This window comes from Christensenella massiliensis (assembly GCF_040409835.1).
GTDB lineage: Bacteria > Bacillota > Clostridia > Christensenellales > Christensenellaceae > Christensenella > Christensenella massiliensis.
On record NZ_CP117826.1, the window covers coordinates 361,053 to 383,253 of the forward strand.

22 protein-coding genes and 1 tRNA gene are annotated in these 22,201 nt (G+C 46.2%); 22 read left to right on the plus strand and 1 reads right to left on the minus strand.

Features of this window, described 5'->3' with window-relative positions; all coding sequences use genetic code 11:
- Nucleotides 1-33: 33 nt before the first annotated feature.
- The 9 genes from PUP29_RS01760 to PUP29_RS01800 all read left to right on the plus strand — a co-directional run bounded on the left by PUP29_RS01760 (nt 34) and on the right by PUP29_RS01800 (nt 8,616).
- Nucleotides 34-1,017 (plus strand): ABC transporter permease, encoded by a 984-nt coding sequence (locus PUP29_RS01760; RefSeq protein ID WP_353423703.1) that lies wholly within the window; start codon nt 34-36, stop codon nt 1,015-1,017.
- Nucleotides 1,017-2,015, plus strand: coding sequence for an ABC transporter permease (locus PUP29_RS01765; RefSeq protein WP_079547536.1), 999 nt, complete (start codon nt 1,017-1,019; stop codon nt 2,013-2,015). The genes PUP29_RS01760 and PUP29_RS01765 overlap by 1 nt, the downstream gene beginning before the upstream one ends.
- A 96-nt stretch (nt 2,016-2,111) precedes the next feature.
- The gene (locus PUP29_RS01770; RefSeq protein ID WP_353423705.1) at nt 2,112-3,173 is read left to right on the plus strand and encodes an autoinducer 2 ABC transporter substrate-binding protein; all 1,062 of its coding nucleotides are present in this window, start codon (nt 2,112-2,114) and stop codon (nt 3,171-3,173) included.
- 98 nt (nt 3,174-3,271) lie between these two features.
- On the plus strand, nt 3,272-4,297 hold the full coding sequence (locus PUP29_RS01775) for a Gfo/Idh/MocA family protein (protein ID WP_079547883.1): 1,026 nt from the start codon (nt 3,272-3,274) through the stop codon (nt 4,295-4,297).
- A 99-nt stretch (nt 4,298-4,396) separates the two neighbouring features.
- Nucleotides 4,397-5,347, plus strand: a complete 951-nt coding sequence (locus PUP29_RS01780) for a glucosamine-6-phosphate isomerase (protein WP_079547533.1) — start codon at nt 4,397-4,399, stop codon at nt 5,345-5,347.
- Nucleotides 5,348-5,382: 35 nt separating this feature from the next.
- Nucleotides 5,383-6,159 (plus strand): SDR family NAD(P)-dependent oxidoreductase, encoded by a 777-nt coding sequence (locus PUP29_RS01785; RefSeq protein WP_079547532.1) that lies wholly within the window; start codon nt 5,383-5,385, stop codon nt 6,157-6,159.
- 13 nt (nt 6,160-6,172) lie between these two features.
- A complete protein-coding gene (locus tag PUP29_RS01790; RefSeq protein ID WP_079547524.1) occupies nt 6,173-6,940 on the plus strand; it encodes an SDR family NAD(P)-dependent oxidoreductase in 768 nt (255 codons plus the stop codon).
- 121 nt (nt 6,941-7,061) lie between these two features.
- Nucleotides 7,062-7,886 carry a hypothetical protein gene (locus PUP29_RS01795; RefSeq protein WP_353423707.1) on the plus strand — a complete coding sequence of 275 codons (825 nt, stop codon included), beginning with the start codon at nt 7,062-7,064 and terminating at the stop codon, nt 7,884-7,886.
- Nucleotides 7,887-7,911: 25 nt separating this feature from the next.
- Nucleotides 7,912-8,616, plus strand: a complete 705-nt coding sequence (locus PUP29_RS01800) for a PIG-L deacetylase family protein (RefSeq protein WP_079547522.1) — start codon at nt 7,912-7,914, stop codon at nt 8,614-8,616.
- A 60-nt stretch (nt 8,617-8,676) separates the two neighbouring features.
- On the opposite strand, the gene PUP29_RS01805 is transcribed toward PUP29_RS01800, so the two are convergent.
- Nucleotides 8,677-8,750: transfer RNA gene (locus PUP29_RS01805), tRNA-Trp, on the minus strand.
- A 150-nt stretch (nt 8,751-8,900) separates the two neighbouring features.
- Here PUP29_RS01805 and nagB (PUP29_RS01810) point away from each other — a divergent pair.
- From nagB (PUP29_RS01810) to proC, 13 genes are all read left to right on the plus strand, one after another.
- Nucleotides 8,901-9,614 carry a glucosamine-6-phosphate deaminase gene (gene nagB / locus PUP29_RS01810; protein ID WP_079547529.1) on the plus strand — a complete coding sequence of 238 codons (714 nt, stop codon included), beginning with the start codon at nt 8,901-8,903 and terminating at the stop codon, nt 9,612-9,614.
- A 345-nt stretch (nt 9,615-9,959) separates the two neighbouring features.
- A complete protein-coding gene (locus PUP29_RS01815; protein ID WP_079547528.1) occupies nt 9,960-11,189 on the plus strand; it encodes an ROK family transcriptional regulator in 1,230 nt (409 codons plus the stop codon).
- A 236-nt stretch (nt 11,190-11,425) separates the two neighbouring features.
- Nucleotides 11,426-12,940 carry a sugar ABC transporter ATP-binding protein gene (locus tag PUP29_RS01820; RefSeq protein ID WP_353423708.1) on the plus strand — a complete coding sequence of 505 codons (1,515 nt, stop codon included), beginning with the start codon at nt 11,426-11,428 and terminating at the stop codon, nt 12,938-12,940.
- The gene (locus PUP29_RS01825; RefSeq protein WP_353423709.1) at nt 12,918-13,919 is read left to right on the plus strand and encodes an ABC transporter permease; all 1,002 of its coding nucleotides are present in this window, start codon (nt 12,918-12,920) and stop codon (nt 13,917-13,919) included. The genes PUP29_RS01820 and PUP29_RS01825 overlap by 23 nt, the downstream gene beginning before the upstream one ends.
- A 106-nt stretch (nt 13,920-14,025) precedes the next feature.
- A complete protein-coding gene (locus tag PUP29_RS01830) occupies nt 14,026-15,060 on the plus strand; it encodes a sugar ABC transporter substrate-binding protein (protein ID WP_353423710.1) in 1,035 nt (344 codons plus the stop codon).
- 22 nt (nt 15,061-15,082) lie between these two features.
- Entirely contained in the window at nt 15,083-16,108 is a 1,026-nt protein-coding gene (locus PUP29_RS01835) for a Gfo/Idh/MocA family protein (RefSeq protein WP_079547883.1), read from the plus strand.
- Nucleotides 16,109-16,207: 99 nt separating this feature from the next.
- Nucleotides 16,208-17,158, plus strand: coding sequence for a glucosamine-6-phosphate isomerase (locus PUP29_RS01840; protein WP_079547533.1), 951 nt, complete (start codon nt 16,208-16,210; stop codon nt 17,156-17,158).
- Between the two features lie 35 nt (nt 17,159-17,193).
- The gene (locus tag PUP29_RS01845; RefSeq protein ID WP_079547525.1) at nt 17,194-17,970 is read left to right on the plus strand and encodes an SDR family NAD(P)-dependent oxidoreductase; all 777 of its coding nucleotides are present in this window, start codon (nt 17,194-17,196) and stop codon (nt 17,968-17,970) included.
- 13 nt (nt 17,971-17,983) lie between these two features.
- On the plus strand, nt 17,984-18,751 hold the full coding sequence (locus PUP29_RS01850; RefSeq protein WP_079547524.1) for an SDR family NAD(P)-dependent oxidoreductase: 768 nt from the start codon (nt 17,984-17,986) through the stop codon (nt 18,749-18,751).
- 121 nt (nt 18,752-18,872) lie between these two features.
- Complete coding sequence (locus PUP29_RS01855; protein ID WP_353423707.1) at nt 18,873-19,697, plus strand: hypothetical protein; 825 nt, start codon at nt 18,873-18,875, stop codon at nt 19,695-19,697.
- Between the two features lie 25 nt (nt 19,698-19,722).
- The gene (locus PUP29_RS01860; protein WP_079547522.1) at nt 19,723-20,427 is read left to right on the plus strand and encodes a PIG-L deacetylase family protein; all 705 of its coding nucleotides are present in this window, start codon (nt 19,723-19,725) and stop codon (nt 20,425-20,427) included.
- A gap of 85 nt (nt 20,428-20,512) precedes the next feature.
- Nucleotides 20,513-21,226: a glucosamine-6-phosphate deaminase gene (gene nagB / locus PUP29_RS01865; protein ID WP_353423711.1), complete on the plus strand. Its 714-nt coding sequence runs from the start codon at nt 20,513-20,515 to the stop codon at nt 21,224-21,226.
- Between the two features lie 160 nt (nt 21,227-21,386).
- Nucleotides 21,387-22,169, plus strand: a complete 783-nt coding sequence (gene proC, locus PUP29_RS01870) for a pyrroline-5-carboxylate reductase (protein WP_353423712.1) — start codon at nt 21,387-21,389, stop codon at nt 22,167-22,169.
- Nucleotides 22,170-22,201 lie beyond the last annotated feature (32 nt).

A 22,201-nucleotide genomic window follows, 5' to 3' on the forward strand; every position in this document is an offset into this window, starting at 1 on the left:
GCTTGACAACTGCAAACAGGAGGTATTTCTATTGTGAAAAATGAAATAACAGCGAATGCAAAAAGGCAATCTCATAGAGGTTTCCTAAGTGCTTTATTCAATATCCCGGAGCTAACGATTGTTTTATTTATTGTGATCGTCGCCATATTCATCGGGGTACAGTCCAATATATTTTTTACTGGCACGAACGTCTTGAATATTACGAGGCAGATTGCAGTAAACGGAGTTATATCTATCGGTATGATGTTAGCGATCATTGCAAAAGGCGTCGATCTTTCAGTAGGTTCGCTTCTTGCGCTTGTTTGTGCGGTTGCAGGATCGCTGATTCAAGTTGGAGCTCCCGCGTGGCTCGTTCTTTTGGTTAGTCTTGGATTAGGAGCGGCATGCGGGTTCCTGAACGGAGCCTTGATTGTGAAGCTGCGGGTAGCGCCAATCATCGTGACGCTTGCGACTATGAACATTTTCAGAGGGATCGCCTATGTGTATTCCGGTGGCAAATGGACGACAAATCTTTCAGATGATTTCTTGGTTATGGGAACCGGGATCGTACCAGGGCTTATTTTAGCGGCAACTGTCGTTGTTTTCGCGGTCATTATGAAATATACGCGTTTCGGCAGATATGTCTATGCAATCGGCAGCAATGAAGATTCTGCACGTCTTGCAGGTATTCGCGTCGACCACACAAAGAGAATGATATTCATGTGCTCCGGGCTTCTGTCAGGGTTAGCGGCCATGATTTTTATCGGACGTACGGGAGCGATCCAGCCGAGCGCTGGAGCAGGATACGAAATGGATGCGATTGGAGCGGCTGTCCTCGGCGGCGTCAGTTTTCTCGGCGGAAAGGGCTCAGTCGTTGGAACACTTTTAGGTGCAGTTCTGATGGGTTTGCTTATGAACGGAATGACGCTGCTGAAAATTTCAGCCAATTATCAGGGATTGATTACCGGCGTTGTTATCATTCTGGCATTGTTGCTCGATACAGCGAGAACCCTGTATAAAGAAAGGAAGAGACAGTAATGCAGAAAATAAACACACAAAAATCAAAAGGCGGCTTCAAATTCGGATACGAAATCGTTCTGTTGCTCTTTTTGGCTGCATGGTTCGTATTTATGGGATTTGCAAATTCCAGCTTCGTTACTCCGAACAACATCATAACGGTTCTTACGAGAATCAGTGAAACGGCTATTGTAGCGATTGGCATGACGGTCGTTATTATTGCGGGAGGCTTTGATCTTTCGGTCGGAACGGTCATGGCGATCGTACCGGCAATTGCAGGTATATGCTATGGAATGGGAATGAATTTTGCACTGGCGCTTATTTTAGCATTGCTGGTCGCGGCAGTAATCGGACTTTTAAACGGGATACTGATTGCAAAGGCAAGATTCCAGCCAATCATTGGAACGTTAGCAACGATGACGGCTCTGCGCAGTATCATCTATGTAATTACGGACGGACGGCCTGTCAGCACGTTTCCAGACGGATACGAGGAACTCGCGCATGGTACGGTAGGAGGCTTCCCGATTCCTATTATATTGATGATTGTAGTTTCAATCGTATTTGCATGGATCATGACGTCAACAAAGTTTGGACGCTTTGTATATGCGACGGGTGGAAATCCGAAAGCAGCGAATATTGCGGGAGTAAATACGGATCAGATCACGATATCTGTTTACGTGATCAGTGCATTACTGGCAGCTTTTGCCGGGATAATCTTTTCCTCCAGACTGATATCCGCCTCCCCTGATGCAGGAGATAATACTGCTTTTGACGTAGTAACGGCTGCGCTGCTGGGGGGAACCAGTATTGTAGGAGGGAAAGGAAATATCCCCGGAACGATTATTGGGGTACTGATCATGAATTTCATTATCAACGGCTTCAATCTTCTGGGCATCAACGCATATTGGCAGATGATATTTACGGGATGCGTACTGCTTGTAGCGGTAGGATATGATGCAAAACGCCGCAGCGGCGGTTTTAAAGTAAAGAAGCGCAACAAGGCAGTGGCAGCGCATTGATTGTGTCGACTGAGGAGGTGAAAAGAAAAAATCCATGGAGAGAAAGTAACAAAGCAGTTGGATCAAAAAATTATGAAGCGAAAAAAGGAGAAAAAAATGAAAAAAGTTAAAGTATTTGCAATACTGGCCTTAGTAGCAGTTATGGTATTCGCTATGTTCGGATGTTCGTCTGAAGCACCTGCGGAAAGCTCGACGCCTGCAGAAAGCTCACAGACAGCTGAGGAAACACAGACAGGCAGCGATGGAGAACCGTGGAAAATCGGCATAGTTGTAAAACAGATGGGTGCTCCGTATTTTGATTATGCTGCGGAGGGATCGAAGAAAGCCGCCGAGGAAATGGGTGCAGAAATTATTTCTTACACAGGTCCGTCCTCTGAAGATGTCAATCAGGAGATCACTTTTATTGAGGATCTGATCACACAGGGGGCAGATGCGATCCTTGTGTCTACGGCAGATAGTACGGCGATTATTCCCACGATCAACAAAGCGATAGAAGCGGGCGTTGCAGTATTCACTTTCGATATTGATGCGCCGGACAGCGACAGATTGTTCTGCATTACGGCAGGCGATGCGGTAGAAAGCGGAACGGCGATTGGTGAGAGTATTGTAGAACAGACCGGCGGAGAAGGACAGGTTGCACTTCTCACGGGCGGCCTTGGCTCCGACACCTTGAATCAGAGACTCGATGCAATCGAAGCGGTTTTAGCAGACTATCCGGATATCGAAATCGTTGCAACGGAAGCCTGCGATGATGACTTCGAAAAGTGTGTTTCTCAGGTAGAAAATCTGATTCAGACCTATCCGGATATCAAGGCATTTGCAGGCGTTTCCACTGTCAACCCACCGGCTGCTGCGATGGCGATTGAATCTGCTGGGAAAACCGGGGAGATTATTTCTCTCGGAATCGGCCTGCCGTCCCAGTGCTCGGAATATGTTGATTCTGGTACGATTCCGGAACTGATTCTATGGGATCCCGGCGTGATGGGATATGATGCAGCAGCGGCAGCGATCAACTATCTGAACGACGGAAGTCTTCCGCAGGATGGACAGAACTTCGGAGAATATGGCGGAGAGATTATTGTTCCCGAAGGAACGACTGTTGGTTATATCCCGAGTATCATTTTCACCAAAGATAATATTCACGATTACGAATTCTAAAACGATAACTGTTGTCCGGTATCCGGGGCTCCCGGATACCGGATATAAACAGGATAATGGATAGTGATAAGCTACGAGCCGACGAAAGGGAAAAAGCAATGGAAAAATTGAGGATGGGAATCGTAGGAGCAGGGATCTGGGGAGAAACGCATGCAAGCATTTACAACGAGCATCCGTTTGCCCAGACGGTAGCAATCTGCGATAAAGATAAAGGAAGAGCAGAGGCACTGGCAGCAAAATTCGGCGTGGAAGAGGTGTATACAGATTACCGCGAAATGGCGGAAAAATCGAGCTGCGATGCGATCGCGATCGTAACGCCGGACTTCCTGCATGCAGATATCGCTGTGGCATGTGCCAACGCAAAGAAGGATCTGCTGATCGAAAAGCCGCTGGCAACCACACGCGACGATGTGCACAGAATGATGGATGCGTTCGGGAAGAACAATGTCCGAGCCATGGTAGACCTGCACAACCGCTGGAACCCGGCGGTCAATGTCGCGAAGCAATCGATCGACGCCGGGAATCTGGGTACGCCCTACAGCGCATACGGACGTCTGAACGATATCAAATGGGTAGCGACAGACATGCTGTCGTGGGCGGCACAGTCGTCTATCCTGTGGTTTCTCGGGAGCCATTGCCTGGATACGCTGAGATGGCTGATGGGAAGCGAGGTAGAACGGGTGTATGCAGTGTCGCGGGAAGGCGTGCTGAAAAAGCTGGGAGTAGATGTACCGGATATGTATCTGACAACGCTCGAGTTCAGGAACGGAGGCATCGCCCAGATGGAAAACGGCTGGATCACCCCGAATGCGAACACATGCATCAATGATATCAAATTCACGGTGCTGGGAACGGATGGGATGATCAATATCGATTGCTCGAGCCATACGATGATCCAAGAAGTAACGGACAAAAAGGTGACGACGCCGGACGTGATCGTAAGAGACCGCGTGGACGGAAAGGTAAAGGGCTTCGCATACGAGAGCATCCGGTCGTTTGTAGACAGGCTGATAGACGGGAAGCCGTTCCTTGTGAGCACGGAGGATGCTGCGAACACATCGCTGGCGCTTCTGGCCGTGCTGGAATCTGCTGCCAAGAGGGAACCGATCACGGTACAGTATTAAAAAGATTTTCCTTTCTGCGGATAGAAGTGTCAATCTCCTATCCGCAGAAAAAGGAAACCCAAGGCTATAAAATATCATAAAATTAGGAGCAGGAATAACATGAATCTACTGACAACAATAAAGAATTCAAACATGGAAAACTTTTTCCCAAAAGGATGGGATTTAGCGAAAATAGATGAATGCTGCGGGCACGCGCCGGCAGAGATTTTTGAGAGACAGGAATTTTGGCACAGGGACTTCAGGCCGGTGGAATGTGAAGACAATACGGTCTTCGGAATGATGATGGGGCATGAGATCGCCCTTGAGATCAGGCGGGCGAAGGAGGCAGGCAGGAAGCTGGCGATGATCTTCCCGGTAGGGCCGATGGGGATGTATCAATGGGCGGTATATTTTCTGAAGGAGTGGGGAATAGACTGCGGCCATGTCTATGGGTTCAATATGGACGAGTGGAGCGACGAGGAAGGCAATACGCTGGAGAAGAACAATCATGGCTCGTTCCAGTATGCAATGGAACAAAACTTTTATGGGCCGCTCGGAGAGCTGACGATACCGGAGGAGCAGCGCAATTTTGCAACGCGTGAGAATCTGCCGGCGTATGCGGAAAAGATCGCGGCACTGAAGGCGGAGGGCGCGGAGCTGGTCACCGTATTCGGGATCGGGCGTGTGTTCCATATTGCATTCTGGGAGCCCCAGTTTGCAGGAGAATACAGCTCTTTGGAGGAGTGGAAAAGCGCAACGCACAGGCTGGGAGCGCATCTGAACCCATTGACGATCGAGCAGAATGCGCTGCACAGCTTCAAAAGCAGGACGACGCAGGTGCCGGCGTTTGCGAATACGATCGGGCCGGGTTTGTTCCTGCAGTCAGACCGGATCATAGGAGGGTGCGACGGCTGTTATGAGCGCGGGATGATGTGGCAGGGGATGTCACTGTGGGTGGCGCTGCGGTACGGACCGGATATGTGGGTGCCGGCGAGCTTCATGCCGACGCTTCCGGGTAAGCTGTTCTTCATCAAGGAGCTGGCAGGCCCGCTCGAAGCAGAGTGTAATTGAGCAGGCATGGAAAGCGGAACAAGGAGGCAGGTGCCATGAAAAACAAATTTGACCTGAGCGGGAAAACAGCGGTAGTGACAGGAGCGGGGCAGGGCCTTGGGAGATCGTTTGCGAGAGCATTATCAGGAGCGGGAGCGGAGGTATTCCTGATGGCGCGGAATTTGGAACGCCTTACACGTACGGCGGAGGAGATCGCAGACGAGACGGGAACGGCAACACATGCCATCCAGCTAGATATTACGAACGAGCAAAGCGTAAAGGCAGCCTGCCAAGCGGTTCTGGATGCAGCCGGCAGAATCGACATATTGATCAATAATGCGGCGGTCGGGAGAAGCAACAAAAAGCTTACTGATGAACCGCTTGAGGAATGGAACAGTATTCTGGAAACGAATCTGACGGGTACATTCCTCATGATGAAGCATGTTGGAAGGATTATGATCGAACAAAAAAGCGGTAAAGTCATAAATCTCGGATCTATGACCGGGCATGTTGCCATGCGCAATCCAACAGTAGGCGCTTATGACGTATCAAAGGCAGGGATCGAATGCCTAACGAGGCTGATGGCGGGAGCATGGTCGGAATACGGCGTTACGGTGAACGCCATCTGTCCGGGATATTATATGACAGATATCAATAAGGCGTATGTAGCAGAGCACCCGGAATTCTATGAGGATTCCTTGCGGCAGATCCCGCTGAAAAAGTGGGGAGAACCGGAGGATATTGGGGATATAGCGGTGTTTCTGGCGTCTGGAGCGTCAGATTATATGACGGGAGCCAACGTAGTATCTGACGGCGGCTATACGATATGGTAAGGAGAACAGGGATATGAGACTATCTGGAAAGGTAACGGCCATCACAGGCGGAGGAAGCGGGATCGGAAGAGCGGCGGCTGAGCTGTTTGCGAAGGAAGGCGCGACCGTACTGATTCTAGAACGGGACAAAGAGAGCGGCAAAAAGGCGGAAGAAGAGATTTGCGCTGCCGGAGGAAAGGCTGAATTTTTCGAACTGGATATCGCAGACTGGGAGCAGGTACAGGCGGTATTCGGGGAGATCGGGAAAAAGTACGGAGGGATCGATGTGTTGTATAACAATGCATCGGTGTTCTGGGGAACGAAGGACGCAGCGCTCGACGTGATAGATGTGGATATATTCGAGCAGATCATCCGGATCAATCTGTTTGGAATGATGTATTGCTCGAAAGCGGCGATTCCGCTGCTCAAGAAGCGTGGAGGAGGAAGCATCATCAACACATCATCGAGCTGCGGAGTGATCGGTATTCCAAACTGCGACGCTTACAGCGCGTCAAAGGGAGCGACGATATCGCTCACGCGTGCGATGGCAGTGGAATTCGGACCGGAAAAGATTCGGACGAACTGTATTGCGCCGGCAGCGATCCATACGCCGATGATCTATGAGAGCGACCTCAACAAGCCTACGTTTGACGAACAGAAATTTCTGACGCAGGGCACACCGCTGAGAAGATGGGGAACGGCGGAAGATATTGCGAACATCGCGTTGTTTTTGGCAGGCGATGAAGGAAGCTATATGAACGGCGCGATCCTCGTCGCAGATGGCGGCATCACCGTTGCATAATAGATAATGCCGTATATAAACAAGTGTTGTCAGGGGGTTGATGGATCATTCAAAATGCAATCCCCTGACAATTTATCATCATAATTCTATTTTGACATAAGATTGTAGGATAGGAACAAATATGAGAAAATTAATTATACAAAATAAAGAAAATAATCTTATCGGAGAGATTGTTCCGGATTATGGCGGAATGCTTACGAAACTGCTTTATCGGGGCAGAGAAATTATAACAATAGATGAAAGTAAGCTTTATACAACGAACGTGATTGCAGGCGGCTGCCCGGTGCTGTTCCCATTTCCAAGCCGGACAGCCGACGACCGGTACACGATAGATGGGAAAGAATATGCGATGCCGTTTCACGGACTCGTCAAAAATGCGGCGTTCGGGATACAGGAAGCAACAGAAAACAGCGTAACGCTGTATATCACGAATAACGAAACATCCATGCAGGAGCATTTTCCCTTTGATTTTCGTCTGGAGGTCACCTATCGTATGGAAAACGGTCACGTGGTATTCAACGCTGTGGTCCGCAACCGTTCCGATAGGCCCATGCCGCACTATTTTGGCTGGCACCACTATTTTAAGGTCTCAGACAAAAGCAGATTAAGATATAAGATCGATATGGAAGAATATGTGAATTATCTGGATGGAACAAAGCGGCGTTATGACAGTGAGATAGATTTCACAAAGCCCGGAGATTATGTATTCAGTAAAAAGCATTCAAACGAAACAAAGATCATAAATCAGGCGGACGGATATCAAGTGTCGATACAAACGGACGATGCATTTGAAGCATTGGTGGTATGCACCTTATTCGATGGGCTCGTAACGGCAGAGCCGTGGCTGGGAACGCCCAATGCGATCAATGAGGGAAGATATGTGAAGTGGGTAGCGCCGCATACCAGTGAAAGCTATACGGTAACACTTGAATTGTCTGAGATCTGAACATGGAAAGGGGAGAGTCCTTATTATGAATATATTAGCGATCGGTTGTCATCCGGACGACCTTGAGATCGGCTGTGCAGGAACGCTTGCAAAATATGCGGAACGCGGCGATAGAGTGATCATGTGCCATGTGGCGAACGGAAATCTGGGGCATGTAGTGATCATGCCGGACGAGCTGCGTAAAATGCGCACCAAGGAAGCGGAGGATGCTGCGGCGCTGATTGGAGCGGAATCGATCAACATAGACGTAGGAGATATGCATGTAGAGGCGTCGGAACGGGAGACGATCAACAGGCTCATTGAGGTGGTGCGTTATGCCAAGCCGGATCTGATCATTACGCATAATCCGGACGATTACATGCGCGATCATCAGCAGACGAGCCAATTGGCTTTTCATGCAAGCTTCGGTTCGTCCATTCCTCATATTCAAACTGCAACCGAGGCATATGGTGAAATCGTTCCGATTTTTTATATGGATACGCTCGCGGGGATCAATTTCGTGCCAACGGAATATGTTGACGTAACAGAGACGATCGAAACGAAACTGAAAATGCTCGCATGCCACGAGAGTCAGATCAAATGGATGCTGGAGCATGACAAAATAGATTTCATAGATTTTGTACGTACCTGTTCAAAATACCGGGGATTGCAGTGCGGCGTTCCTTATGCCGAGGGATTTCGGCAATATGCCGGTTGGCCGCGGTTCAGTACAAAGCGTTTGCTGCCGTAAAGGACTTGCTGGCAAAAGACAAGGCGCCGATACTTGTGATTCGGCGCCTTACCATATTTTTGGCAGGGGTGGAGAGGATCGAACTCCCACAATTGGTTTTGGAGACCAATGCACTACCATTATACTACACCCCTAATCATTAAGGACAACGTAATAAATTATACATGAAATCAGCTTTTACGTCAATTGATTTTGTCAACAAAATAGATAAACTACGCTATAAATTTATTCGGCTATGGTTAGATAAGTAAGGTGAAAAGTATATCAAAAAAGGAGGGCGGGAGTTGAATTTTATCCTAACAGACAGCTATGAACAGATGAGCGAAACAGCCGCTGAATTTTTGACAGAAGAACTGAATAGAAAACCGTCGGCGGTATTTGCACTGCCTACCGGTTCAACACCGATAGGGACCTACCGGGCCTTAGCAAGACTCAACAAGGAGGGGAAAGTGGATTTTTCCCAAGGGAATTTTTTCAATGTGGACGAATATGTCGGACTTTCCCGGGAAAGCGAGCAGGGATATTATCATTTCCTGTATGAGAATCTTTACCGCCATGTGAATGTGGATCTCGAAAAAACGCACGTTCCGGATGGAATGGCGGAAAACCCGGAACAGACGGCAGAGCAGTATGAACAGATGATAGACGGCTTGGGCGGTCTTGACGCAGCGTTTCTGGGCATAGGAAGAAACGGACATATCGGATTTAATGAACCAGCCGACAGTCTCCATTACGCGACCTATTGTGTGACGCTGACTCAAAGTACGATAGAAGCAAACGCACGCTTTTTCAGGAATGAAGGAGAGGTACCAAAGCAGGCACTTACGATTGGAATGGGAACGATCCTGAAAGCAAAAAAAATTATATTGGTGGCAAACGGGGACGATAAGGAGGAAGCGATCCATCGGCTTTGGGAGGATACGAGCCTGCGGACAGATTTTCCGGTATCTTTTCTGCGTTTACATCCGGATGTAACTATAATAACGACGATCAAATAGATGTAGTTTCTTTTAGAAAGAAACTTACATTTTTTTGATAGCAAGAGCCGTCTGCGTCCCGCACAGCGCAGACGGCTTTTATTTTAAAAATATAATTTTTCTTTGAAAATAATAATTGACATCGGAACGATTTTATATTATATTATAAATGTAAAATACATTTGGATTATTTAGTATACTTTTATAACCACTATTATATTACTGTTTATACACGTCTAATAAGGCGTGTTTTTTTGTGGTTAAATTTCTATAGAAAATTTATCATTTATTTTACTAATATCAGATTTAGCACAACTAAATATAAATACTTCGAGAATTTGTCGACAGGCAGGACGGGAAAAGCGGATGATGATAGATATAAACAGAGTAGAGCTATCAGAAAAAGATCGGAATCAGTTACAAGTATTAGAAGAATTGATTTCTCATGATAAAGTTTCAGCCTCTGATATAGTTTCTAAGATTGGAATTAGTGCAGCGACGATAAGTAGAGTATTTCGCAACTTAAAAGAAAAGGAGCTTATTCAATATCTTGGTAAAGAAAAAACAGAAAAAGGACGTAGTCCTGAATTATTTAGTATTAATAGAGGCTATGGATATATGCTTCACTATTATATGACCGCGGCCGAAATTCATGGATATTTATTGGATATAACAGGACATTTGGAGGAACAATATGGTGTCAAATATCGTTCTCAGGGAACACTCGAAGAATTATTAGGAGTGATTGAGAAAATCAAGGATCGGCTTATGACAGCAAATGGGCAAAGAAATCGGAGGCTTTTAGCCGCAGGATTCTCAATCCCCGGAGTTATAAACCAAAAACTAAGAATGATTCATAAAATTCCGGACATTTATTTTTTGAGTGACACAAAATTTTTTGATTATGCCGAACGGATTTTAGGTGTACCTGTTATTATCAATAATGTTGCATGGTTGGCAGCGGTAGGGGAAAAAACCTGTAGTTACCCTTTTATCGAAGATATGGCTTATATCAATATTACAGAATTTATTGGAATAGGTATGGGGATCATCATCGGAAATAAATTAGTAAAAGGCGGGAGAAATTATGCCGGCGAGATTGGACAGACATGTTTTGACAGCGGCTATTCTTTTCAGGAATATCGAGATGGCAGTGGTCAATTTGAACATGAAGCCAGTCTTCAGACGTTGTATGGTCGTGTTATGCAAAAATTGAACAATGGTGGCTGTAAAGTCCTTCGTTTGCTCATGGAAGAACAGGAGTGCGAGATATCTTTAGAATTATTGGAGAAAGCTGCAGAAGAAGGCGACTTAGATGTAAAAGATATTTTTGATAGAATGCTGAAAGCTTGGGCGATTATTTTAATTAATATAGATTTGATACTGAATCCTGAAATGATCATACTTGGAGGTAAAATATCTGAAAAAAATCATTATATATTGAATACTCTGAGAGAAATGTTTGCGGATCTCGGTATGTTTAAACCGGAAATCAGAGTTAGCACGCTTGGTGAAGATGCCCAGTTATATGGCGGCATACAAGAATTAAAAGAATATGTATTTAATAATATTATTCTGCAGAAAGTAATTAACTGAGGAGGAAAAGAATTTTAAACCATCTGTTATAAAAATGTGTTTTACTCAAAAATATAATCCATTTTGAAAGTAATGATATCAGAATAGTCCCAACAGTTTTCACTTTGGAAATTTTCAGCAAATAGGTAGATTTTTACTCACACATAATTCTATGATAGGAGGTTTATTTCATGTTGATTTTTTTAGAATAACTCCGGAGCGTGAGAGTCTGAAATAAAAAATGTTGGAAGGATAATATGGCAATGGTGAATAAAAATATTTTGGAATTAGAAAAGATAACAAAGCTATATCCGGGAGTGAAGGCGCTTGACAATGTGACCCTTTCTTTTCGTAGAGGAGAGGTGCATGCTTTAGTCGGAGAAAACGGAGCCGGGAAATCTACATTGATCAAAACGATTTCAGGAGCAATCGAGCCGACGGCAGGAACGATAGCGGTGGAAGGAAAACATTTTGAAAGCCTTACTCCTACGCTTTCGCGTGAAAATGGTATTGCAGTCGTATATCAGGAATTTACGCTGGTTCCGGTTCTTTCTGCCGCCGAAAATATTTTTTTAGGAGAATTTATCCGTAAAGGTTTGATATGCGATAGAAAAGCCATGAACGCAAGAGCCGCTCAGCTTTTTAAAATGCTGAAAATCGAGTTGGATCCTAATGTAAAAGTAGAAGACCTAACAACTGGCTATCAACAGATAGTTGAGATAGCAAAAGCGGTCGCCAAAGATGCAAAAATATTAATTATGGACGAACCGTCTGCGCCTCTTACGACAAATGAAGTCGAGGCAATGTTTAATATTGTAGACACATTAAAGGAACGTGGAGTTACTGTTATTTATATATCTCATCGGTTAGAAGAGATTTTTCGCTTAGCAGACAGAGTCTCGGTGTTGCGCGATGGTACATATATTACGACAAAAAATATCGAAGATACCACGAAAGATGAATTAATCAGCTATATGGTAGGACGGACTCTAAAAGAGACCTATCCTGAGCGGAACAACTCTACAGATGAAGTGATTCTTGAAGTGAAAAATTTATCGGGCAACGGGGTAGAAAATATTTCATTTGATTTGAAAAAGGGAGAAATACTCGGCTTTGGAGGTCTTGTGGGTGCCGGACGTACAGAGCTTGCGGCCTTACTATTTGGAAATGCCAGAATCACTGGTGGAGAGATCATATTAAAAGGCAAAAAGGTTGATCCGCGGTTACCGGAAGAAGCGATTGCTTCTGGGATTTCTTTAGTACCGGAGGACCGTAAAAATCAAGGACTGATTCTAGATATGACAGTAAAAGAAAATCTGACAGCGGCATCTATGAAAAGACTCTCCAATAAGGGATTCGTTAATGCAAAGGCAGAGAAAGAATTTACCAACCAATATGTAAGCAGCCTCAATATTAAAACGCCATCTATTGACCAAAAAGTAAAGAATTTATCTGGGGGCAATCAGCAGAAAGTTGTTCTGGGAAAATGGATGGGAACGGATCCCGACGTTATGATTTTTGATGAACCGACACGAGGAATAGATGTAGGGGCTAAGCAGGAAATATACAAGCTGATGGTCGACATTACCAAAAGCGGGAAATCAATCATTATGATCTCATCGGACATGGAGGAACTCCTTGGAATGTCTGACCGAATGGTGATTTTAAGCAAAGGCAGACTATCCGGTATTCTTGAAAAAGAAGAATGTACACAAGAAAAAGTATTGAAATACGCTGCGGAGGGAAAAGATGATGGAACAATTGAAAGCTAAAAAAACAGGGAAAAAACTTGGTGAATACGGAATATTTCTGGTGCTTATAGCGATGTTCATACTATTTAGTTTTATTGCACCGAATTTCTTTGATATCAACAATATTTTTAATGTTGCAAGACAGGTTTGTACGCTTGGGATTTGTGCTGTAGGGATGACGATCGTGTTGATAACCGGAGGAATAGACCTATCTCTTGGATTCCAAATATCATTAGCGAACGTTGTATGTGCGTGGCTCATGGTAAATGGAGGTTTAAATCCGATATTAGCAGTTGTCATAACTATTTTGATGACGACCGGAATCGGTATTTTAAACGGTATTATAATCGTAAAATCTCATGTTGCACCTTTGATCGTTACGCTTGCTATGCTGAATATTCTGAATGGATTAAGCTTTATGGTTTCAAAAGGCCTGCCAATTTTTGGGTTCGATAAAAGTTTTTCTGTTCCCGGACAGGGAAGCATTGCAGGAATACCGATATCACTCCTTATCATGATTGCAATTTTCATCGTTGGGGCAATTATTCTGAAAAAAACATATTTCGGCAGATATTTCTATGCGATTGGCAGTAACGAAGAGGCAGCTAAGCTTTCGGGAATCAATACGGGAAAATTAAAAATCTTTGCATATGGATTATGCGCATTTCTCACTTCTATTGGTGCTCTGCTGATGCTGTCGCGTACAAATTCGGGATTATCTTCAAATGGCGATGGTTTTGAATTTAATGTTATCACAGCCTGCGTATTAGGCGGAGTAAGCGCGTCAGGCGGTAAAGGAACGATTTTCGGAGCATTGGTTGGTGTATTGATCGTTGGATTTTTGGAAAATGGTCTGCTTCTCATGAACGTCAATGAATACACGCAACTGGTGATTCAGGGAATCATGATGCTTGCGGCAGTTGTCTATGACACTCTGTCCCGCGAAAAGAACGAACGTATTAAGAAAATCAAAGCAATTAATGTTAACAACCAAGTCTGAAATAAATCGTGCCGAAAGGCGGGAAGAAAGGAGGAAAATAAAAGATACGTTTTAAGTTCGGAAGTCTTTAATTCAAAAAATGGATAAACGAAAAATGGAGGAAAAAATGAAAAAGGTAATTGCAATTGTAATTTGTGTAGCTATGTTGTTTACGTTCGCGGCTTGTACAGCGGAAACCGCACCTTCTGCATCTGCTTCTACAGAAACGTCGGAATCTGTTGAATCAGCTGATACAAATGCAGAGGAAACAAACTCCACGGGCGAAAATTTTAAGGTCGGATTTGCTTTCTACAATCTTTCAAATCCAATTTGGGCAGAAGTTGTTGAGTCGGCTGTAGAATTAGGACCAGAATATGGTATGGATGTAACCTATGTAGACGCTGGAGAAGATTCTTCAACGCAGATTTCTCAAATTGAGAATTTTATCCAGAGCGGCATGGACGCGATTTGTATCCTTGCTATTGATGTTGAGGCCGTTGAGCCTATTGCAAAAAAAGCTATGGATGAGGGAATCATAGTTGTAGACTATGCAAGAGGGATGGAAAATGTCGACTATTCTCTATCAATGGACCCGGTTTCGACTGCAACGGCACTTGTTGAGATTGCAGCAGATTGGATCAATGAACATTATTCAGAAGACGAGACAGTGGAATGGGGTTTCCTTGATATCCCCACCGTAGAAATCGGCGTACGTGAAGGCGAAACTGTACGTGAGAAAATGCCGGAACTCGTTCCCAATTCTGTAGAGGTTGGTCATGGCGCGACACTTACCGTAGATGAGGGAATGAAAAATACGGAAACAATACTACAAGCAAATCCGGATTGCCGCGTAATTCTAAGTCTTGGCGCGGGCGGTGGCGTTGGTGGTAATGAAGCAATCAAAGCTTCTGTAGATCCCTCTCAATATGGAGAATATGCACTGTTTTCTATTGATGCAACGGAACAGGAAGTACTGAATATCATTAATGGAGATCCGCAGAAAGGTTCTATCAGTCCTGATTCCGGAAGAGCTCAGTCCAAGATCCTGCTTGAAAACATGCAGACTCTGTTAAACGGAGGTACAGTAGAAAAATATGATCATTTCCCGGTTATTAAAGTAACGACGGAAAATGCGCAGGAATATTATGACGAAAGATATTAATAAATGGCAGAGGTATAAAGCAATGGAAAAATTGAGGATGGGAATCGTAGGAGCAGGGATCTGGGGAGAAACGCATGCAAGCATTTACAACGAGCATCCGTTTGCCCAGACGGTAGCAATCTGCGATAAAGATAAAGGAAGAGCAGAGGCACTGGCAGCAAAATTCGGCGTGGAAGAGGTGTATACAGATTACCGCGAAATGGCGGAAAAATCGAGCTGCGATGCGATCGCGATCGTAACGCCGGACTTCCTGCATGCAGATATCGCTGTGGCATGTGCCAACGCAAAGAAGGATCTGCTGATCGAAAAGCCGCTGGCAACCACACGCGACGATGTGCACAGAATGATGGATGCGTTCGGGAAGAACAATGTCCGAGCCATGGTAGACCTGCACAACCGCTGGAACCCGGCGGTCAATGTCGCGAAGCAATCGATCGACGCCGGGAATCTGGGTACGCCCTACAGCGCATACGGACGTCTGAACGATATCAAATGGGTAGCGACAGACATGCTGTCGTGGGCGGCACAGTCGTCTATCCTGTGGTTTCTCGGGAGCCATTGCCTGGATACGCTGAGATGGCTGATGGGAAGCGAGGTAGAACGGGTGTATGCAGTGTCGCGGGAAGGCGTGCTGAAAAAGCTGGGAGTAGATGTACCGGATATGTATCTGACAACGCTCGAGTTCAGGAACGGAGGCATCGCCCAGATGGAAAACGGCTGGATCACCCCGAATGCGAACACATGCATCAATGATATCAAATTCACGGTGCTGGGAACGGATGGGATGATCAATATCGATTGCTCGAGCCATACGATGATCCAAGAAGTAACGGACAAAAAGGTGACGACGCCGGACGTGATCGTAAGAGACCGCGTGGACGGAAAGGTAAAGGGCTTCGCATACGAGAGCATCCGGTCGTTTGTAGACAGGCTGATAGACGGGAAGCCGTTCCTTGTGAGCACGGAGGATGCTGCGAACACATCGCTGGCGCTTCTGGCCGTGCTGGAATCTGCTGCCAAGAGGGAACCGATCACGGTACAGTATTAAAAAGATTTTCCTTTCTGCGGATAGAAGTGTCAATCTCCTATCCGCAGAAAAAGGAAACCCAAGGCTATAAAATATCATAAAATTAGGAGCAGGAATAACATGAATCTACTGACAACAATAAAGAATTCAAACATGGAAAACTTTTTCCCAAAAGGATGGGATTTAGCGAAAATAGATGAATGCTGCGGGCACGCGCCGGCAGAGATTTTTGAGAGACAGGAATTTTGGCACAGGGACTTCAGGCCGGTGGAATGTGAAGACAATACGGTCTTCGGAATGATGATGGGGCATGAGATCGCCCTTGAGATCAGGCGGGCGAAGGAGGCAGGCAGGAAGCTGGCGATGATCTTCCCGGTAGGGCCGATGGGGATGTATCAATGGGCGGTATATTTTCTGAAGGAGTGGGGAATAGACTGCGGCCATGTCTATGGGTTCAATATGGACGAGTGGAGCGACGAGGAAGGCAATACGCTGGAGAAGAACAATCATGGCTCGTTCCAGTATGCAATGGAACAAAACTTTTATGGGCCGCTCGGAGAGCTGACGATACCGGAGGAGCAGCGCAATTTTGCAACGCGTGAGAATCTGCCGGCGTATGCGGAAAAGATCGCGGCACTGAAGGCGGAGGGCGCGGAGCTGGTCACCGTATTCGGGATCGGGCGTGTGTTCCATATTGCATTCTGGGAGCCCCAGTTTGCAGGAGAATACAGCTCTTTGGAGGAGTGGAAAAGCGCAACGCACAGGCTGGGAGCGCATCTGAACCCATTGACGATCGAGCAGAATGCGCTGCACAGCTTCAAAAGCAGGACGACGCAGGTGCCGGCGTTTGCGAATACGATCGGGCCGGGTTTGTTCCTGCAGTCAGACCGGATCATAGGAGGGTGCGACGGCTGTTACGAGCGCGGGATGATGTGGCAGGGGATGTCACTGTGGGTGGCGCTGCGGTACGGACCGGATATGTGGGTGCCGGCGAGCTTCATGCCGACGCTTCCGGGTAAGCTGTTCTTCATCAAGGAGCTGGCAGGCCCGCTCGAAGCAGAATGTAATTGAGCAGGCATGGAAAGCGGAACAAGGAGGCAGGTGCCATGAAAAACAAATTTGACCTGAGCGGGAAAACAGCGGTAGTGACAGGAGCGGGGCAGGGCCTTGGGAGATCGTTTGCGAGAGCATTATCAGGAGCGGGAGCGGAGGTATTCCTGATGGCGCGGAATTTGGAACGCCTTACACGTACGGCGGAGGAGATCGCAGACGAGATGGGAACGGCAACACATGCCATCCAGCTGGATATTACGAACGAGCAAAGTATCATAAATGCCTGCGCTGAAGTATTAGAAATTACAGGGAAAATAGATATTCTCGTGAATAATGCGGCAGTTGGCCGCAGTGATGTCCGTCTCATTGATGAACCGCTTGAGGAATGGAACAGTATTCTGGAAACGAATCTGACGGGTACATTCCTCATGATGAAGCATGTTGGAAGGATCATGATCGAACAGAGAGATGGAAAAGTAATTAATCTTACTTCAATGACAAGTTTAGCTGCCATGCGCAATCCAACAGTAGGCGCTTATGACGTATCAAAGGCAGGGATCGAATGCCTAACGAGGCTGATGGCGGGAGCATGGTCGGAATACGGCGTTACGGTAAACGCCATCTGTCCGGGATATTATATGACAGATATCAATAAGGCGTATGTAGCAGAGCACCCGGAATTCTATGAGGATTCCCTGCGGCAGATCCCGCTGAAAAAGTGGGGAGAACCGGAGGATATTGGGGATATAGCGGTGTTTCTGGCGTCTGGAGCGTCAGATTATATGACGGGAGCCAACGTAGTATCTGACGGCGGCTATACGATATGGTAAGGAGAACAGGGATATGAGACTATCTGGAAAGGTAACGGCCATCACAGGCGGAGGAAGCGGGATCGGAAGAGCGGCGGCTGAGCTGTTTGCGAAGGAAGGCGCGACCGTACTGATTCTAGAACGGGACAAAGAGAGCGGCAAAAAGGCGGAAGAAGAGATTTGCGCTGCCGGAGGAAAGGCTGAATTTTTCGAACTGGATATCGCAGACTGGGAGCAGGTACAGGCGGTATTCGGGGAGATCGGGAAAAAGTACGGAGGGATCGATGTGTTGTATAACAATGCATCGGTGTTCTGGGGAACGAAGGACGCAGCGCTCGACGTGATAGATGTGGATATATTCGAGCAGATCATCCGGATCAATCTGTTTGGAATGATGTATTGCTCGAAAGCGGCGATTCCGCTGCTCAAGAAGCGTGGAGGAGGAAGCATCATCAACACATCATCGAGCTGCGGAGTGATCGGTATTCCAAACTGCGACGCTTACAGCGCGTCAAAGGGAGCGACGATATCGCTCACGCGTGCGATGGCAGTGGAATTCGGACCGGAAAAGATTCGGACGAACTGTATTGCGCCGGCAGCGATCCATACGCCGATGATCTATGAGAGCGACCTCAACAAGCCTACGTTTGACGAACAGAAATTTCTGACGCAGGGCACACCGCTGAGAAGATGGGGAACGGCGGAAGATATTGCGAACATCGCGTTGTTTTTGGCAGGCGATGAAGGAAGCTATATGAACGGCGCGATCCTCGTCGCAGATGGCGGCATCACCGTTGCATAATAGATAATGCCGTATATAAACAAGTGTTGTCAGGGGGTTGATGGATCATTCAAAATGCAATCCCCTGACAATTTATCATCATAATTCTATTTTGACATAAGATTGTAGGATAGGAACAAATATGAGAAAATTAATTATACAAAATAAAGAAAATAATCTTATCGGAGAGATTGTTCCGGATTATGGCGGAATGCTTACGAAACTGCTTTATCGGGGCAGAGAAATTATAACAATAGATGAAAGTAAGCTTTATACAACGAACGTGATTGCAGGCGGCTGCCCGGTGCTGTTCCCATTTCCAAGCCGGACAGCCGACGACCGGTACACGATAGATGGGAAAGAATATGCGATGCCGTTTCACGGACTCGTCAAAAATGCGGCGTTCGGGATACAGGAAGCAACAGAAAACAGCGTAACGCTGTATATCACGAATAACGAAACATCCATGCAGGAGCATTTTCCCTTTGATTTTCGTCTGGAGGTCACCTATCGTATGGAAAACGGTCACGTGGTATTCAACGCTGTGGTCCGCAACCGTTCCGATAGGCCCATGCCGCACTATTTTGGCTGGCACCACTATTTTAAGGTCTCAGACAAAAGCAGATTAAGATATAAGATCGATATGGAAGAATATGTGAATTATCTGGATGGAACAAAGCGGCGTTATGACAGTGAGATAGATTTCACAAAGCCCGGAGATTATGTATTCAGTAAAAAGCATTCAAACGAAACAAAGATCATAAATCAGGCGGACGGATATCAAGTGTCGATACAAACGGACGATGCATTTGAAGCATTGGTGGTATGCACCTTATTCGATGGGCTCGTAACGGCAGAGCCGTGGCTGGGAACGCCCAATGCGATCAATGAGGGAAGATATGTGAAGTGGGTAGCGCCGCATACCAGTGAAAGCTATACGGTAACACTTGAATTGTCTGAGATCTGAACATGGAAAGGGGAGAGTCCTTATTATGAATATATTAGCGATCGGTTGTCATCCGGACGACCTTGAGATCGGCTGTGCAGGAACGCTTGCAAAATATGCGGAACGCGGCGATAGAGTGATCATGTGCCATGTGGCGAACGGAAATCTGGGGCATGTAGTGATCATGCCGGACGAGCTGCGTAAAATGCGCACCAAGGAAGCGGAGGATGCTGCGGCGCTGATTGGAGCGGAATCGATCAACATAGACGTAGGAGATATGCATGTAGAGGCGTCGGAACGGGAGACGATCAACAGGCTCATTGAGGTGGTGCGTTATGCCAAGCCGGATCTGATCATTACGCATAATCCGGACGATTACATGCGCGATCATCAGCAGACGAGCCAATTGGCTTTTCATGCAAGCTTCGGTTCGTCCATTCCTCATATTCAAACTGCAACCGAGGCATATGGTGAAATCGTTCCGATTTTTTATATGGATACGCTCGCGGGGATCAATTTCGTGCCAACGGAATATGTTGACGTAACAGAGACGATCGAAACGAAACTGAAAATGCTCGCATGCCACGAGAGTCAGATCAAATGGATGCTGGAGCATGACAAAATAGATTTCATAGATTTTGTACGTACCTGTTCAAAATACCGGGGATTGCAGTGCGGCGTTCCATACGCCGAGGGATTTCGGCAATACGCCGGTTGGCCGCGGTTCAGTACAAAGCGTTTGCTGCCGTAAAGGACTTGCTGGCAAAAGACAAGGCGCCGATACTTGTGATTCGGCGCCTTACCATATTTTATGAGTGGAAAAAGGAGGGCGGGAGTTGAATTTTATCCTAACAGACAGCTACGACCAGATGAGCGAAACAGCCGCTGAATTTTTGACAGAAGAACTGAATAGAAAACCGTCGGCGGTATTTGCGTTGCCTACCGGTTCAACACCGATAGGGACCTACCGGGCCTTAGCAAGACTCAACAAGGAGGGGAAAGTGGATTTTTCCCAAGGGAATTTTTTCAATGTGGACGAATATGTCGGACTTTCCCGGGAAAGCGAGCAGGGATATTATCATTTCCTGTATGAGAATCTTTACCGCCATGTGAATGTGGATCTCGAAAAAACGCACGTTCCGGATGGAATGGCGGAAAACCCGGAACAGGCGGCAGAGCAGTATGAACAGATGATAGACGGCTTGGGCGGTCTTGACGCAGCGTTTCTGGGCATAGGAAGAAACGGACATATCGGATTTAATGAACCAGCCGACAGTCTCCATTACGCGACCTATTGTGTGACGCTGACTCAAAGTACGATAGAAGCAAACGCACGCTTTTTCAGGAATGAAGGAGAGGTACCAAAGCAGGCACTTACGATTGGAATGGGAACGATCCTGAAAGCAAAAAAAATTATATTGGTGGCAGACGGGGACGATAAGGAGGAAGCGATCCATCGGCTTTGGGAGGATACGAGCCTGCGGACAGATTTTCCGGTATCTTTTCTGCGTTTGCATCCGGATGTAACTATAATAACGACGATCAAATAGATGTAGTTTCTTTTAGAAAGAAACTACATCTATTTGATAGCAAGAGCCGTCTGCGTCCCGCACAGCGCAGACGGCTTTCTATTTCAGTTTATTATGGTATAATGTAAAAGTACAGAATAAAATATAATTGAATCAGGCGGATTCATCTTTGGAGGACTCGATGGAAAGTTTTAAAACAGGATTTATAGGCTGTGGCAACATGGCTTCCGCTATCATAGGCGGTATGGAAAAAGCGGGATTCACTGACCTTTTCATCTATGATAAGGATCAAGCGAAATGTAAAAAATTTGAGGGCGCTTCTTTATGCCAAAATGTCAATGAGGTTGCCGAAAAGGCAGATATTATCTTTTTATGTGTAAAGCCGAATGTTTTACCGGATGTTTTGCAGGAAATCAAAGCAGAAGGAAAAGCATTTGTTTCCATTGCTGCTGGAGTTAGAACGGAAAAGATAAGAGATTTATTGAAACCTGCTGGACGTATTATGCGCATCATGCCCAATACACCGCTTCTGGTAGGGAAAGGCGCTATTTGTATTCAGATACCGACTGATTTTACGGAACAGGAGCAGAATTTTATTGAACACATATTTCAGCCACTCGGTATCATAGAGTATGTAAGCGGAGATTTGATGGATAGCGTTACAGGAGTTTCGGGCAGCGGACCCGCATACGTTTATATGTTCATCGATGCATTGGCGAAAGCAGGCGCCAAACATGGCTTGCCGGAAGATGTATCTCTGCGTCTTGCGGTACAGACATTTGAGGGAGCCTGCGAAATGCTGAAGCAAACGGGAGATACTCCGTCACAGCTGATCCATAATGTCTGCTCGCCGGGCGGCACAACCATAGAAGCAATGAAAATATTTGATATGAATGAAACACGCGGAGTCGTTGAGTGGGCTGTCGACGCATGCGTAGCGAAATCAAGAGAGCTTTCTAAATAGAAGAGCCACAATTAATTAAAAAAGGATATTCT

What these genes read in the sequence shown, in the direction of transcription:
- PUP29_RS01765 (WP_079547536.1), top strand. Translation starts at nt 1,017, where the DNA reads ATGCAGAAAATAAACACACAAAAATCAAAAGGCGGCTTCAAATTCGGA.
- PUP29_RS01770 (WP_353423705.1), top strand. Translation starts at nt 2,112, where the DNA reads ATGAAAAAAGTTAAAGTATTTGCAATACTGGCCTTAGTAGCAGTTATG.
- PUP29_RS01775 (WP_079547883.1), top strand. Translation starts at nt 3,272, where the DNA reads ATGGAAAAATTGAGGATGGGAATCGTAGGAGCAGGGATCTGGGGAGAA.
- PUP29_RS01780 (WP_079547533.1), top strand. Translation starts at nt 4,397, where the DNA reads ATGAATCTACTGACAACAATAAAGAATTCAAACATGGAAAACTTTTTC.
- PUP29_RS01785 (WP_079547532.1), top strand. Translation starts at nt 5,383, where the DNA reads ATGAAAAACAAATTTGACCTGAGCGGGAAAACAGCGGTAGTGACAGGA.
- PUP29_RS01790 (WP_079547524.1), top strand. Translation starts at nt 6,173, where the DNA reads ATGAGACTATCTGGAAAGGTAACGGCCATCACAGGCGGAGGAAGCGGG.
- PUP29_RS01795 (WP_353423707.1), top strand. Translation starts at nt 7,062, where the DNA reads ATGAGAAAATTAATTATACAAAATAAAGAAAATAATCTTATCGGAGAG.
- PUP29_RS01800 (WP_079547522.1), top strand. Translation starts at nt 7,912, where the DNA reads ATGAATATATTAGCGATCGGTTGTCATCCGGACGACCTTGAGATCGGC.
- PUP29_RS01815 (WP_079547528.1), top strand. Translation starts at nt 9,960, where the DNA reads ATGATGATAGATATAAACAGAGTAGAGCTATCAGAAAAAGATCGGAAT.
- PUP29_RS01820 (WP_353423708.1), top strand. Translation starts at nt 11,426, where the DNA reads ATGGCAATGGTGAATAAAAATATTTTGGAATTAGAAAAGATAACAAAG.
- PUP29_RS01825 (WP_353423709.1), top strand. Translation starts at nt 12,918, where the DNA reads ATGATGGAACAATTGAAAGCTAAAAAAACAGGGAAAAAACTTGGTGAA.
- PUP29_RS01830 (WP_353423710.1), top strand. Translation starts at nt 14,026, where the DNA reads ATGAAAAAGGTAATTGCAATTGTAATTTGTGTAGCTATGTTGTTTACG.
- PUP29_RS01835 (WP_079547883.1), top strand. Translation starts at nt 15,083, where the DNA reads ATGGAAAAATTGAGGATGGGAATCGTAGGAGCAGGGATCTGGGGAGAA.
- PUP29_RS01840 (WP_079547533.1), top strand. Translation starts at nt 16,208, where the DNA reads ATGAATCTACTGACAACAATAAAGAATTCAAACATGGAAAACTTTTTC.
- PUP29_RS01845 (WP_079547525.1), top strand. Translation starts at nt 17,194, where the DNA reads ATGAAAAACAAATTTGACCTGAGCGGGAAAACAGCGGTAGTGACAGGA.
- PUP29_RS01850 (WP_079547524.1), top strand. Translation starts at nt 17,984, where the DNA reads ATGAGACTATCTGGAAAGGTAACGGCCATCACAGGCGGAGGAAGCGGG.
- PUP29_RS01855 (WP_353423707.1), top strand. Translation starts at nt 18,873, where the DNA reads ATGAGAAAATTAATTATACAAAATAAAGAAAATAATCTTATCGGAGAG.
- PUP29_RS01860 (WP_079547522.1), top strand. Translation starts at nt 19,723, where the DNA reads ATGAATATATTAGCGATCGGTTGTCATCCGGACGACCTTGAGATCGGC.
- proC (WP_353423712.1), top strand. Translation starts at nt 21,387, where the DNA reads ATGGAAAGTTTTAAAACAGGATTTATAGGCTGTGGCAACATGGCTTCC.